This window comes from Lysobacter sp. GQ73, assembly GCF_059758755.1.
Genome location: NZ_JCAXEE010000006.1, coordinates 182111 through 195237, shown reverse-complemented (window position 1 = coordinate 195237; position 13127 = coordinate 182111). Strand labels below are relative to the sequence as shown.

12 protein-coding genes are annotated in these 13127 nt (G+C 69.0%); 6 read left to right on the top strand and 6 right to left on the bottom strand.

What is annotated here, in order from left to right; genetic code table 11:
- Positions 1-9: 9 nt before the first annotated feature.
- The 5 genes from rplS to ffh form a co-directional block, all read right to left on the bottom strand.
- On the bottom strand, positions 10-417 hold the full coding sequence (gene rplS / locus AC6CH2_RS17480; RefSeq protein ID WP_223619390.1) for a 50S ribosomal protein L19: 408 nt from the start codon (positions 415-417) through the stop codon (positions 10-12).
- A 135-nt stretch (positions 418-552) separates the two neighbouring features.
- Positions 553-1392, bottom strand: a complete 840-nt coding sequence (trmD, locus tag AC6CH2_RS17475; protein ID WP_498270299.1) for a tRNA (guanosine(37)-N1)-methyltransferase TrmD — start codon at positions 1390-1392, stop codon at positions 553-555.
- A gap of 157 nt (positions 1393-1549) precedes the next feature.
- Positions 1550-2065 (bottom strand): ribosome maturation factor RimM, encoded by a 516-nt coding sequence (gene rimM / locus AC6CH2_RS17470; protein WP_435394180.1) that lies wholly within the window; start codon positions 2063-2065, stop codon positions 1550-1552.
- Between the two features lie 43 nt (positions 2066-2108).
- A complete protein-coding gene (gene rpsP, locus AC6CH2_RS17465) occupies positions 2109-2366 on the bottom strand; it encodes a 30S ribosomal protein S16 (RefSeq protein ID WP_498270298.1) in 258 nt (85 codons plus the stop codon).
- 388 nt (positions 2367-2754) lie between these two features.
- Positions 2755-4122: a signal recognition particle protein gene (gene ffh, locus AC6CH2_RS17460; protein ID WP_435394179.1), complete on the bottom strand. Its 1368-nt coding sequence runs from the start codon at positions 4120-4122 to the stop codon at positions 2755-2757.
- 151 nt (positions 4123-4273) lie between these two features.
- On the opposite strand from ffh, the gene AC6CH2_RS17455 reads away from it, so the two are divergent.
- The 5 genes from AC6CH2_RS17455 to AC6CH2_RS17435 all read left to right on the top strand — a co-directional run bounded on the left by AC6CH2_RS17455 (position 4274) and on the right by AC6CH2_RS17435 (position 10316).
- Positions 4274-5065: a cytochrome C assembly family protein gene (locus AC6CH2_RS17455; RefSeq protein ID WP_498270297.1), complete on the top strand. Its 792-nt coding sequence runs from the start codon at positions 4274-4276 to the stop codon at positions 5063-5065.
- Positions 5066-5286: 221 nt separating this feature from the next.
- Positions 5287-5745, top strand: coding sequence for a MarR family winged helix-turn-helix transcriptional regulator (locus tag AC6CH2_RS17450; RefSeq protein ID WP_435394177.1), 459 nt, complete (start codon positions 5287-5289; stop codon positions 5743-5745).
- A 3-nt stretch (positions 5746-5748) separates the two neighbouring features.
- The gene (locus AC6CH2_RS17445) at positions 5749-7269 is read left to right on the top strand and encodes an efflux transporter outer membrane subunit (protein WP_498270296.1); all 1521 of its coding nucleotides are present in this window, start codon (positions 5749-5751) and stop codon (positions 7267-7269) included.
- A complete protein-coding gene (locus AC6CH2_RS17440) occupies positions 7266-8459 on the top strand; it encodes an HlyD family secretion protein (RefSeq protein WP_498270295.1) in 1194 nt (397 codons plus the stop codon). The genes AC6CH2_RS17445 and AC6CH2_RS17440 overlap by 4 nt, the downstream gene beginning before the upstream one ends.
- Before the next feature lie 276 nt (positions 8460-8735).
- Entirely contained in the window at positions 8736-10316 is a 1581-nt protein-coding gene (locus AC6CH2_RS17435; RefSeq protein WP_498270294.1) for a DHA2 family efflux MFS transporter permease subunit, read from the top strand.
- A gap of 151 nt (positions 10317-10467) precedes the next feature.
- On the opposite strand, the gene AC6CH2_RS17430 is transcribed toward AC6CH2_RS17435, so the two are convergent.
- Positions 10468-12183 (bottom strand): hydrogenase maturation protein, encoded by a 1716-nt coding sequence (locus tag AC6CH2_RS17430; protein ID WP_498270293.1) that lies wholly within the window; start codon positions 12181-12183, stop codon positions 10468-10470.
- Between the two features lie 373 nt (positions 12184-12556).
- On the opposite strand from AC6CH2_RS17430, the gene AC6CH2_RS17425 reads away from it, so the two are divergent.
- On the top strand, positions 12557-12772 hold the full coding sequence (locus AC6CH2_RS17425) for a hypothetical protein (RefSeq protein WP_498270292.1): 216 nt from the start codon (positions 12557-12559) through the stop codon (positions 12770-12772).
- Positions 12773-13127 lie beyond the last annotated feature (355 nt).

Genomic DNA, 13127 nt, shown 5'->3' with positions numbered 1-13127 from the left:
GCGACGGGATTACTCGGCTGCGGTGGCCGCGGCAGCGCTCTTGGCGCGCGCGTAGGCAGCGAGGTCTTCCTTGATGCGGGCCTTCTTGCCTTCCAGGCCGCGCAGGTAGTACAGCTTGCCGGCGCGAACCTTGCCGCGGCGCTTGACGTCGACCGAGTCGATGATCGCGCTATGGGTCTGGAAGACGCGCTCGACGCCGAAGCCGTGCGAGATCTTGCGCACGGTGAACGAGGAGTTCAGGCCGCCGTTCTTCTTGGCGATGACCACGCCTTCATAGGCCTGGACGCGCTCGCGGTTGCCTTCCTTGACCTTGACGTTGACCACGACGGTGTCGCCGGGGCTGAAGTCGGGCAGCTTGCGCTGGATCTGTTCGGCTTCGAAGTTCTGCAGCAGGGTGTGGATAGAGGGCTTGTTCATGGGTGCGGCCTGTTGGATTAGTTGTTGCGCGAGTGCACGTGGACCCGCGTCATGGCATCGGTACAGCAAATGGGTACGGCTAAGCGGCTAATTATAGCGGCATTTTTTCCCGCGTTGCCAGTCCGGGGGCCGGCCTCAGGCCGATCCGCCCGGACCTGAGGCCCCGGCCGGGGCCGGGTCGTCGCTGGAAACGCTTCCAGCCCCGCCCTCGCCCGGCACCGCCGCGGCGGACCGGGCGGCCGCCAGCTCGGCCCGGTAGGCCTCCAGCAGCTTGCGGTCGGCCTTGGACAGGGCGGCCTCGTCGAGCAGGTCGGGCCGGCGCTGCCAGGTCCGGCCCAGCGACTGCTGCCGGCGCCAGCGCGCGATCTGGGCATGGTTGCCCGACATCAGTACCGCCGGCACGGCGCCGAGCTCGTGCTCGACCGGACGGGTGTAATGCGGGCAATCGAGCAGGCCGTCCTCGAAACTGTCCTGGACCGCCGACTCGGCGTCGTTGAGGGCGCCGTCCTGAAGCCGGGCGACCGCATCGACGATCACCGCCGCGGCGAGCTCGCCGCCGGACAGGACGTAGTCGCCGATCGAGATTTCCTCGTCGACCTCGGCCTGGATCAGGCGCTCGTCGACGCCTTCGTAGCGGCCGCACAGCAGGATCAGGCGTTCATGGGCGGCCAGTTCGCGGACCTTGGCCTGGTCCAGGCGCACGCCCTGCGGGCTCATGTAGACCACCCGCGCCGGCGCCGGGTCGGCCGCGCGCGCGGCGCGGATCGCCGCACGCAGCGGTTCGATCAGCATCACCATGCCGGGGCCGCCGCCGAACGGACGCTCGTCGACGCGCCGGTAATTGCCCTCGGCGTAGTCGCGCGGATTCCAGCCGTGCAGCGACAACAGCCCGCGTTCGCCGGCACGGCCGACCACGCCGAACGCGGCGCACTGGGCGACGAATTCGGGGAACAGGCTGATGAGGTCGATGCGCATGTCGAGGAGTGAGCCAAGAGAAGTGAGAAGCGAGAAGCGAGAAGAAGCGGGAAACTTTCGCACTCTCGGAACACGGCTTAAAAAGGAGCCTGGAGGGGCGAACAGTGAGTCACAGGATCAGCGGCTCCGCTCGCTCCTCACTTCTGCACGCTCACTTCTAGAAATCCGGATCCCAATCCACCGTGACCAGGTTGGCCTCGAAATCGACCGAAGTGACGTACTGCGGCAGCACGAACGGAATCATGCGCTCGCGGGTGTCGTCGCGCGCGACCAGCACGTCGTTGGCGCCGGTGGAGAACAGATGCGAAACCGTGCCGAGCGAAACGCCCTCGGTGGTGACCACGCGCAGGCCTTCCAGGTCGACCCAGTAGTATTCGCCGGCCTTGGGCGGCGGCAGCGCCGAACGCGGCACGTAGATCTCGGTGCCGTGCATGGCCTCGACCGCGTCGCGATCGGTGACCTCAGGGAAATTGGCGATCAGGTACTTGCCGCTTTCGCGCCCGCGCACGCCCGAAAGCTCGCGTTCGCGGCCCTGCGGGTCGCGCACGATCCAGGGCTGGTAGCGGAAGATCGCGACGCGCGGCTCGGTCCAGGACTCGAGCTTGGCTTCGCCGCGAAGACCGAAAGCGCCAAGCACCCTGCCCAGCAGGATGCGGCGCGTGGAATCTGTCATCGGTGCGTAATCGGGCCGCGCGCCAGGCGCGCGGCCTGCCGGCTCAGGCGGCCGGAGCGGCCTTGACGGCCTGCTTGTACAGGTCGGCGACCTTATCGGTCAGCTGCGCGCCCTGGGAGACCCAGTGCTTGACGCGCTCGACGTTGAGCTCGACGCGCTTCTCGGCGCCGGCGGCGACCGGGTTGTAGAAACCGACGCGCTCGATGTTGCGGCCGTCGCGGGCGCTGCGGCTGTCGGTAACGATGATGTGGTAGAACGGACGCTTCTTGGCGCCGCCGCGGGTCAGTCGAATCTTGACCATGGGTCTGCTTTCCTGTGTTGCCCAGCCGTCGGAATGACGGGGTAAGCCGGAAAGTCTAACCGATTCCGCGGCTTGGGCAAACCCGGGGCCCTCCCCGTCGACCCGAACCCCGTTCGGCCGGATCGGATCGGGCCGGATCGGATCGAGCTGGATCGGATCGGGCCCGGATCGGATCAGGCCCGGATCAGCCTGGATCGCCGGCACACCGCCCATCCCTGAACAAAATCCCGCCTCTCCTGCAGGGCTGCCGCCGCGTCCGGACCGCGCGGCCCCATCCGCCTGGCGTGCGCCTTGGCCAGACAAAGCGACGGCAGCTCGACGATACAAAAACGGGGCCTCGCGGCCGCCGTTTCCGATCTGCGATGTCGACGCCGCGAGCGTGGCGCGATCAGCGGAACGGCATGCCGCCGCGACCGCCCATCATGCCCTTCATGCCGCGCATCAGGCCCTTCATGCCGCCGCCGGACAGCTTGCTCATCATTTTTTCCATCTGCTGATATTGCTTCATCAGCTTGTTGACGTCGGCCGGGGTCAGGCCGGCGCCCTTGGCGATGCGGGCGCGGCGCGAGCCGTTGAGCAGGCCCGGGTTACGGCGCTCTTTCTTGGTCATCGAATTGATGATCGCGACCATGCGCGGTACTTCCTTGCCGGTGACCTGGTTCTTGACCGACTCCGGGATCTGGCCCATGCCCGGCAGCTTGTCCATGAGGCCATGCAGGCCGCCCATGTTCTGCATCTGCTCGAGCTGGTCCTTCATGTCGTTGAGGTCGAACTTCTTGCCCTTGGCGACCTTCTCGGCGAGCTTCTGCGCCTTGTCCTTGTCGACTTGCTGCTCGACCTGCTCGACCAGCGACAGCACGTCGCCCATGTCGAGAATGCGGCTGGCGACCCGGTCGGGGTGGAACACATCGAGGCCGTCGGGCTTCTCGCCGACGCCGATGAACTTGATCGGGCGGCCGGTGACGTAGCGCACCGACAAGGCCGCGCCGCCGCGGGCATCGCCGTCGGTCTTGGTCAACACCACGCCGGTCAGCGGCAGCGCTTCGCTGAAGGCCTTGGCGGTGATCGCGGCGTCCTGGCCGGTCATCGAATCGACCACGAACAATGTCTCGACCGGCGCGGCGGCGGCGTGCAGCGACTTGATCTCGCTCATCATCGCTTCGTCGATGGCGAGGCGGCCGGCGGTGTCGACCAGCAGCACGTCGACGTAGGACTTGCGCGCGTCGGCGATCGCCGCGCGGACGATGTCCTCGGGCTTCTGCGAGGCGTCGGAGGCGAAGAACAGCACCTCGACCTGCTCGGCGAGCTGCTTGAGCTGCTCGATCGCGGCCGGGCGGTAGACGTCGGCCGAGACCACCATGACCTTCTTCTTGCGGCGCTCGCGCAGGTGCTTGGCGAGCTTGCCGACGGTGGTGGTCTTGCCCGCGCCCTGCAGGCCGGCCATCAGGATCACCGCCGGCGCCGGCACGTTGAGGTTCAGGTCGGCGGCCTGCGAGCCCATGACCGTGGTCAGCTCGTCGCGCACCACCTTGATCAGGGCCTGGCCCGGGGTCAGGCTCTTGAGCACTTCCTGGCCGACCGCGCGGATCTTGATGCGCTCGATCAGGGCCTGCACCACCGGCAGGGCGACGTCGGCCTCGAGCAGGGCGATGCGGACCTCGCGCAGCGATTCGCGGATGTTTTCCTCGGTCAGACGGCCGCGGCCACGCAGGCGCTCGATGGTGCCGGAGAGGCGTTGGGTCAGGGATTCGAACATGCGCGCGCTACCTGCGTTGGGGCCGGCGCGACCGGGACGATGCCGGGCGGCCTTGCCGTATGGGTCTGATGAGGCCGCGAAGTATAGCCCGGCGCGCGAATCCGCCATCCGGCCGCTGCAGATCGCCATGCCGCTATGCCACACTGCCGCGATGACAATCGTTCTCATCGCGATCGCGCTCTATTTCGTCGCCAGCGGGCTGCTGATCGCAGCGGTGCGCCACGACGGCGGGCGGCAGGCGCGGTCGTGGCTGGTGCCGGCCAATCTGGCGGTGCTGCTGCACGGCGCCGCGCATTTCCTGGCCTGGCGCGCCGCCGGCGGCGCCGACCTGCACTTCTTCGCCGCGCTGTCCCTGGTCGGCCTGGGCATGGCCGCGCTGACCGCGGTGGTCGGCGCCTCCGGACGGATGGCCGCGCTCGGGGTGGTGGTGTTCCCGCTCGCCGCGCTGATGCTGGGGGCCTATCAGTTCACCGGCCACGTCCAGCACCCGGCGCCGCTGGACTGGCGCCTTCAGTTGCACGCCTGGTTCGCACTGCTCGCCTACGCCACCCTGGCCGTCGCCGCCCTGTTCGCGCTGATGCTGTGGCTGCAGGAGCGCGCCCTGCGCCGGCGCGAGTTCCACGGCTGGCTGCGCGCCCTGCCGCCGCTGGTGGAACTGGAAAGCCTGTTGTTCCGCACTATCGCGGTCGGCTTCGCCCTGTTGACCGCGACCCTGCTGACCGGGGTGCTGTTCGTCGAGAACCTGTTCGCCCAGCACCTGGTCCACAAGACCGTGCTCAGCGTGCTGTCCTGGCTGGCCTTCGGCGGCTTGCTGCTGGGGCGCTGGCGCTACGGCTGGCGCGGCGCCACCGCGGTGCGCTGGACCCTGGCGGCGATGGTCCTGTTGGTGCTGGCCTTCTTCGGCAGCAAGTTCGTGCTCGAACTGGTCCTGCGCAGGACCTGAGGACCGCGGCGCCTGCGGGCGCGGAGCGTTCCGAGCTGAGCGCCGCCGAGACCAGCAGCCAAAAGCTAGGCTGCGCCCAATAACCGATGAATCAATTACCTGCCTGCGCACACGCCGCGGGCGGCGCCTGTTTGCACGGTCTGTCGACTTCGCTTAACCGGCGCTTGCCGGAACAATATTTGCCTTGACAACTATTGCCTGGGCGCAGATTATTTCGCGCCATGACCACCCCCAATCCGACCCAGCCCTGCTCCACCTCGAACCTGGGCCTGCTGTTCCGCCAGGTCCGCGACGCGATGTGGGCGCAGATGGAACGCGAGCTGGCCCAGGCCGGCCACGATCTGACCTTCAGCCAGTTCATCACCCTCAAGGAACTCGCGATCGGCACCGCCGGTGTGACCGAGCTGGCGCGCGCCGCCCAGCTCAACCCGGGGGCGATGACCCGCTTGCTCGACAAGCTGGAAAGCCGTGGCCTGGTCGCGCGCGTCGCCGATCCCGACGATCGCCGCGCGATCAACATCCACCTGACCGAGGCCGGTTCGGCGATCTGGACCGACATCGACCAGTGCGGCCGCCGCGTGCGCGAACGCGCGATGGCCGGCCTCAGCGAAAACGACCGCGACCAGCTCTACCGTCTGCTCGAACAGGTTCGCGACAACCTCTCCCTCACCGGTTCCTGAGCCATGTCCGCCATCGACACTCGCCCGCGCCGCGGGCTGCTCTTCGTGCTCGCGCCGCTCGCCGCGGCGCTGATCCTCGCCGGCTGCGCCAGCACCCGCGGCCTGGTCCCCGAAGGCCGCGCGCTCGACCCCGACGACCTCGCGACCCAGCGCAGCTTCGCCGGCGCGTCGCTGTCCGACGCCGCGTTTCCGCAGCGCGACTGGTGGACCTCGCTCGGCGATGCGCAATTGAATGATTTGATCGACGAGGCCCTGGCCGGCACGCCGGGCCTGGACGCCGCCGATGCGCGCGTGCGCCAGGCCATCGCCCAGGCCGGCCTCGCCGACGCCGCGCGCAAGCCCACCCTCGTCGGCAGCGCCCAGTACTCCGGCCTGCAACTGCCCGAGACGGTCGCCCCGGAGCCGCTCGGCGGCAAGTACAGCGGCGTCGAAGTGTTGTCGCTGAGCTTCAAGTACGGCCCCGACCTGTGGGGCGGCAAGCGCGCACGCTGGCAGGCCGCGCTCGGCCAGGCCCGCGCCGCCGAAGTCGAATCGCAGGCCGCGCGGCTGACCCTGTCGTCGAACATCGCCCGCGCCTATGTTGCGCTGGCCCAGGCCCATACCGCCTTCGATGTCGCCCAGGCCGAAAAGCAACGCTCCGAACATCTGCTCGACCTCGGCCGCCAGCGGGTCAAGGCCGGCCTCGACAATCAGCTGCAGATCCGCAACGCCGAAAGCGCCAGCGCCGCCGCCGACCAGCAGATGCAAGCGGCGAAGCAACAGATCGACGCCACCCGCAACGCGATCGCCGCGTTGCTCGGCAAGGGCCCGGACCGCGGCCTCGACCTCGCCCGCCCGGCCCTGCTCGAGGCGAAGTCGCCGGCGATCCCTGCGGTGACCTCGAGCGAGTTGCTCGGCCATCGCCCCGACGTGGTCGCCGCGCGCTGGCGCGTGGAAGCCGCATCGCACGGGATCAAGGCGGCCAAGGCCGACTTCTATCCGAGCGTGAACCTCAGCGCGATGCTCGGCCTGGCCTCGGGCGGCCTGTCGGATCTGTTCGGCAGCGATGCGGTGCTGATCCAGGGCGGCCCGGCGCTGAGCCTGCCGATCTTCGACGGCGGCCGCTTGCGCAACCAGCTCGCCGAAAGCGACGCCGAGTACGACCTCGCCGTCGCGAACTACAACCAGAATCTGATCGCCGCCTTGCGCGAAGTCGCCGACGCCCTGCAGGCCTCGCGCTCGCTCGATGCGCAATTGCTGTCGGCGCAGCAGGCGCGCGATGCCGCGCAACAGGCCTGGCGGATCGCCGGCACCCGCTACCGCGCCGGCCTGGGCACCCAGCTCGAGGTGCTGTCGGCGCAACGTCCGCTGCTGCAGCTCGATCAGCAGCTCGCCGGCTTGCGCGCGCAGCGCCTGGCCGCGGCGATCGACCTCGACCGCGCGCTCGGCGGCGGCCTCGAGCTGCGCGCGCCCGACCCGGTCGCCGCCAAGCACCCCGTCACCACCTCCGATTCCAGCGTTATCGCCAAGGCCTCCACGCCATGACCACCGACATCAATCCGCAAGCCGCGGCCGCAGCTGCCGCCCCGCCGTCCAACGGCAAGCGCCGCAAGGCGCTGTCGATCCTGCTCGGGGCGGTCGCGCTCGCCGCGATCGCCTGGGGCCTGTACTACATGCTGGTGCTGCGCTGGCATCAGGACACCGACGACGCTTACGTCCAGGGCAACGTGGTCAGCATCACCCCGCAGACGCTCGGCACGGTAGTGAGCATCGGCGCCGACGACGGCATGAAAGTCAGCGCCGGCCAGGTGTTGGTCCAACTCGACCCGAACGATGCGCAGGTCGCCTACGACCAGGCCACCGCCAACCTCGCCAACACCGTGCGCCAGGTGCGCGGTCTGTTCAGCGCGGTCGATGCCGGCCAGGCCGATCTGTCGGCGCGCCAGGTCGCGGTACAGAAGGCCCGCGCCGACGTGAAGCGCCGCGAAGGCCTGGTCGCAGCCGGCGCGGTCTCGGCCGAAGAGCTCGCCCACGCCCGCGACGAACTCGCCGCGGCCGAAGCGGCGCTGTCGTCCTCGCGCGGCGCGCTGGCGCGCAATCGCGCGCTGGTCGACGCCACCACCGTCGCCAGACAACCGCAGGTCGCCGCGGCCGCCGCGCAATTGCGCCAGGCCTATCTGAACCTGCAGCGCGCGGCCATCGTCGCACCGGTCGACGGCTATGTCGCCAAGCGCAGCGTGCAGCTCGGCCAGCGCGTGCAGCCGGGCACCGCGCTGATGACGATCGTGCCGCTGGAGCAGGTCTGGGTCGAAGCCAACTTCAAGGAAACCCAGCTCGCCGACATGCGCATCGGCCAGCCGGTCGAATTGCACTCGGACCTGTACGGCAGCGACGTGACCTACCAGGGCAAGCTGGTCAGTCTGGGCATGGGCACCGGCAGCGCCTTCTCGCTGCTGCCGGCGCAGAACGCCAGCGGCAACTGGATCAAGATCATCCAGCGCGTGCCGGTGCGGATCGAAGTCGACCCCAGGCAACTGGCCGAACACCCGCTGCGCCTGGGCCTGAGCATGCACGTCGATGTCGGCATCCGCGAACGCGGCGGCGCCGTGCTCGCCGCCGCGCCGCCGGCCAAGCCGCTGCTGAGCACCCAGGCCTATGCCAAGCAATTGTCCGAAGCCGACGCGGTGATCGCGAACATCGTCCGCGAGAACCTGCCCGACACCCATCACGGTTGACGAACGCGCGGCCGGACCGCCGGCCGGTTGCAGTCGGACCCCGTAGCCCCGCAGCAAAGACGAAGCGCCCCCCCACGTCGTGGCTTCGTCTGTCGTTCGCGACGCATCGCAGCGCAGCGCCCGCGCCATCGGCGCCGCTGCGTCCCCTCCCCCGGCGATGCGCCGCGGGCTCTGAGACCGTCATTCCGGCGCGAGCCGGAATGACGGGCATCGGAAGCTTCGCTTTCGTTCCTGGTGCCGCGCCCGCGCGGTCGACCCGATCAAACAGGCAGATCCATGTCCGCCACCACGGCCAATGCCGGCGCCGCTCCCGCCGCGCCCACGCAAGCGGGTTTCCGCCCGCCGAACATCGCGCTGACCACCCTGGGCCTGGCCCTGGCGTCGTTCATGCAGGTGCTCGACATCACCATCGCCAACGTCTCGCTGCCGACCATCGCCGGCAACCTTGGCGGCAGCAGCAGCCAGGCCACCTGGGTCATCACCTCGTTCGCGGTCAGCAACGCGATCGCCCTGCCGCTCACGGGTTTCTTCACCCGCCGTTTCGGCGAGCGCAAATTGTTCATGTGGGCGACCCTGGCCTTCGTGGTCGCATCCCTGCTGTGCGGTCTGGCCAGCAGCATGGGCCTGCTGGTCACCGCGCGCGCCCTGCAGGGGTTCGTCGCCGGGCCGATGTACCCGGTGACCCAGGCGCTGTTGATCTCGATCTACCCACCGCACAAACGCGGGCAGGCGATCGCCCTGCTGGCGATGGTCACGGTGGTCGCGCCGATCGCCGGCCCGATCCTGGGCGGCTGGATCACCGACAATTACAGCTGGGAATGGATATTCTTCATCAACATTCCCATCGGCATCTTCGCCAGCCTAGTCGTCGGCAGCCAGTTGCGCGGGCGCCCCGAAAAGCTGGAACGCCCGAAGATGGACTACATGGGCCTGATGACCCTGATCGTCGGCGTCGGCGCGCTGCAGGTCCTGCTCGACCTGGGCAACGACGAGGACTGGTTCAACTCGACCAAGATCGTGGTCCTGGCGATCGTCTCGGTCATCGCACTGACCGTGTTCGTGATCTGGGAACTGACCGAGCGCGACCCGATCGTCAACCTGCGCCTGTTTCGCCATCGCAACTTCGCCGCCGGGACCGCAGCGATGGTGCTGGCCTACTCGGCGTTCTTCGCGGTCGGCCTGCTGGTGCCGCTGTGGCTGCAGCGCAACCTGGGCTATACGCCGATCTGGGCCGGTTTCGCCACCGCGCCGATCGGCATCCTGCCGGTGTTGCTGACCCCGTTCGTGGGCCTGTACGCGACCCGCTTCGATCTGCGCATGGTCGCCAGCTTCGCCTTCATCGCGATGGCCTTCACCAGCTTCATCCGCTCCGGCTTCAACCTCGACGTCGACTTCAACCACGTGGCGATGGTGCAGCTGTGGCAGGGCCTCGGCGTCGCCTTGTTCTTCATGCCGGTGCTGACGATCCTGCTGTCGGACCTGGAACCGCACGAGATCGCCGCCGGTTCGGGCCTGGCCACCTTCGTGCGCACCTTGGGCGGCAGCTTCGCCGCTTCGCTGACCACCTGGGGCTGGAACCAGCGCAGCACCGTCCACCATGCGCAGCTCACCGAGCACATCGGCGCCTACGACCCGGCGGTGCTGCAGACCGTCGACGCGCTCGGCGGCGGCGACCTGCAACGCGGCGCGGTAAGCCTCAATCAAATGATCTCGCAGCAGGCCGCTCAGATCGGCTTCAACGAGATCTTCCATCTGCTCGGCATTCTGTTTCTGGCGGTGATCGTCATCGTCTGGTTCGCCAAGCCGCCGTTCACCGCCAAGCTCGGCGGCGGCGCGGCCGCGGCCGGCGGACACTGATCGCGGCCGGTCTTCACCCCGGAGCCCGGCACCGCTACCGCGACACGACGGGCGACATCAGAAACACCACAGGCGGGTCAGCCCGGCCTGTGGCGTTTCGCGTCCTGCATGACCGCCGAAGCCGACCGGTACCGCTTAGGCCGTGCCCGCCTCAGGCCGTCGCCCGCGCCGCGGGCTGTTCCACCGGCGCCGCTTCGCAGACCTCCGCCGCGCATTTCAGTACGAAGCGCTGGCGTGCCTCGTGATAGCTGCGATCGGCGCCGAAGAAATTGCGGTACATGTGCGCGAGTTCTTCGGCGCCGTAACTTTCCAGCGGTTTGCGGCGCTCGTCGGCGGCGCGGCGGCGGCGTTTGAGGCTCAGCGCCTTGCGGCAACTCGCCGGGTCGGCGGCGCGCTCGGCGCGCTGTTCGACGTGGGCGACGAAATCGGCGGCGCTGGCGCCGAACGCGGCGTCGATCAGGCCGATGCGCTCGGCGCCGGCGGCGCCGATGGGACGCAAGCCTTCGGTCAGTTCCCGGGCCAGGGTATCGCCGACCCGGCGCGGCAGCAGATAGGTCCAGTACTCCGAGCCGTACAACCCGCCCATGCCCTTGTAGTGCGGGTTTATCACCACGCCGCGCCGCGCCCACACCTGGTCCGCGGCCAGGGCCAGGATCACCCCGCCGGCGCCGGCATTGCCCTGCATCGCCGAGATCACCAGATGGCTGTCGGTCAACACGATCTCGCGGACCAGGGCGTTCATCGCCAGGATGTTGCGCCACGACTCCAGCGCCGGATCGTTCGAAGCCTGGATGGTGTTGAGGTGGATGCCGTTCGACCACAGGTCGGCGCCGCCCATCAACACGATCGCCCGGGTGGGACGCTGCCGCGCCTGCAGGAAGGCGGTGCGCAGCCGGTCGCACTGCGCGGTCGACATGGCGCCGTTGTAAAAGTCGAAACGCAGGTAGCCGATCCCGCCGGATTCGCGATAGCGGATCTGCCGATAGCCGTGATCGCGCTGGCCGGCGACCGACATCGCCGGCCGCGACGCGCGTTCCAGCACTCCCTGCATGCGCCGCTCGCCGAGCACCTGGGTCGCCGGCAGTTTGATCCCGTCCTTCTCGCGCAGATGGCTGAGCCAGACCGCGCCGTCGCCGGTGGCCACGCAGACCGCGCCTTCGCGCCATCCGAGCAACTCGCCGGGACGGCCGCGCAGGACGCGCTCGGGGTGGGCGCCGAACACCTGGCAGCGCAGTCCGGCGAGCTCGGCGCGCGCGCCCGGGTAGCTGTCGGCGCTGCGCACCCGCGCCAGCACCGAAGCGGTGTCGAGCTGCCAGTCGATCGCCCGCTCGGACGGGCGCATCGCCGCGCGCAACCGCCCGCGCACCTCGGCGCGGCCGTAGTCGAGCGGCTGTGGGCGATAACCGCCTTCGGCGTAGCGCTCGACGGCCTGCAGCAGGGCGCGGATCGCGGCATCGGTGACTTCGTGCCGGTACAGCTGGCTCTTGGACGCGCCGCGCATGGCGAAGCCGGCGCTGGCCCAGATGTCGCCGGCATCCATCTCGGCCGCCGCCTGCAGCACGGTCACCCCCCAGTCGTGCTCGCCGTCGAGGATCGCCCAGTCGAGCGAGGACGGTCCGCGGTCGCCGACGATGCCGGGGTGGACGATCAGGCAGGTGTGGTGGGTCCAGATGTCGTCGGGAATCGCCGACTTGAGCATCGGCGCGACGATCAGCTGCGGCCGCTCGCGCGCGACCGCGGCACGCATCGTGTCGGCATCGGCGGCGACTTGCACGCTGACCTCATGGCCGAGATCGGTCAGCTCGACCCAGGCGCGCTGCGCAAGGCCGTTGTACGCGGTGCACAGGAACAGGATACGCAGCGCCATCGCACGCTCCATGTCACGACGAAGCGTCGAATTTGTGCCATCGCATGTTCATATTCCTGAGCGGCGATCACAAATTCCTGTTGCGCCGCAGCGGGATCGCGAAATTTCGACGGCCATCGCCGTTTGCACAAGAACTGCGGGAAACAGGCGTTTCGGTTGACCGTCGTGGCCGCCGGACTGCGTTAGGCCACGGGCGAGAACCGTCTGTTTTGACAGTGGTCCGGCATGCGCCGCGCCGATTCGGCATCCTCGCCGGGCGACGGCCGAGCGTCGCGAGCGGCGTCGGGGACGCAGCGCCGCCCTGTTCCCGGAGCGTCCAGGAACGGCCGCGATCGCGGCCTCATCGCCCATGACGGGCTCAAGGAGAGGAGTGATGTTCAAGCGCACGACCACCAAGTTGTTCGCCACCTGCGCGTTCTGTTTCGGCATGGCGTTTTCGTTGAGCGCCTTCGGCTCCGGCAGCTGCCAGAGTTGCTGGGACGCTTGCCAGGCGGACTTCGATTACTGCGTCAATGCCGGCTATCCCGAGGAAAACTGCCGGATCACCTGGCGCAGCTGCGGCATTTCCTGCGGTTGCCCGATTCCCTGAGCCGCCTCGCGGCCGGCAGGCGCGGACGCGTCTGCCGGCCGCGTTCGACGCGCAGGATCGTGATGCATCGCAGCGCAGATCGCCCTGCGGCGTTTGCCGCGAGTGTGGCGGACACGCACAGGCCGGCGACCGGATCGGCATTTAGCTACACCGATCACATCGGCGGAGCGGCCGGGCCTGGCACCGGTCCGAGGCGGTGCTATAACTCCAGGCGTCCAGTGACGGACCAGGAGCGACAGTGACGTTGACGACCTCCACCGGCTTATCTGCGCAGGCCGCATCGCCTGTCCGGCCGCTGCTCCAAACCCGGCACCGACCCGGCACCCGGCCGGATCGCCGCGCTGGCGGCAACCCG

Excerpts from the sequence above, each read along its gene's own strand:
- rplS (WP_223619390.1), bottom strand. The coding sequence starts at position 417 with ATGAACAAGCCCTCTATCCACACCCTGCTGCAGAACTTCGAAGCCGAA.
- trmD (WP_498270299.1), bottom strand. The coding sequence starts at position 1,392 with ATGCGCATCGACCTCATCAGCCTGTTCCCCGAATTCGTCGCCCAGTGC.
- rimM (WP_435394180.1), bottom strand. The coding sequence starts at position 2,065 with ATGACAGATTCCACGCGCCGCATCCTGCTGGGCAGGGTGCTTGGCGCT.
- rpsP (WP_498270298.1), bottom strand. The coding sequence starts at position 2,366 with ATGGTCAAGATTCGACTGACCCGCGGCGGCGCCAAGAAGCGTCCGTTC.
- ffh (WP_435394179.1), bottom strand. The coding sequence starts at position 4,122 with ATGTTCGAATCCCTGACCCAACGCCTCTCCGGCACCATCGAGCGCCTG.
- AC6CH2_RS17455 (WP_498270297.1), top strand. The coding sequence starts at position 4,274 with ATGACAATCGTTCTCATCGCGATCGCGCTCTATTTCGTCGCCAGCGGG.
- AC6CH2_RS17450 (WP_435394177.1), top strand. The coding sequence starts at position 5,287 with ATGACCACCCCCAATCCGACCCAGCCCTGCTCCACCTCGAACCTGGGC.
- AC6CH2_RS17445 (WP_498270296.1), top strand. The coding sequence starts at position 5,749 with ATGTCCGCCATCGACACTCGCCCGCGCCGCGGGCTGCTCTTCGTGCTC.
- AC6CH2_RS17440 (WP_498270295.1), top strand. The coding sequence starts at position 7,266 with ATGACCACCGACATCAATCCGCAAGCCGCGGCCGCAGCTGCCGCCCCG.
- AC6CH2_RS17435 (WP_498270294.1), top strand. The coding sequence starts at position 8,736 with ATGTCCGCCACCACGGCCAATGCCGGCGCCGCTCCCGCCGCGCCCACG.
- AC6CH2_RS17430 (WP_498270293.1), bottom strand. The coding sequence starts at position 12,183 with ATGGCGCTGCGTATCCTGTTCCTGTGCACCGCGTACAACGGCCTTGCG.
- AC6CH2_RS17425 (WP_498270292.1), top strand. The coding sequence starts at position 12,557 with ATGTTCAAGCGCACGACCACCAAGTTGTTCGCCACCTGCGCGTTCTGT.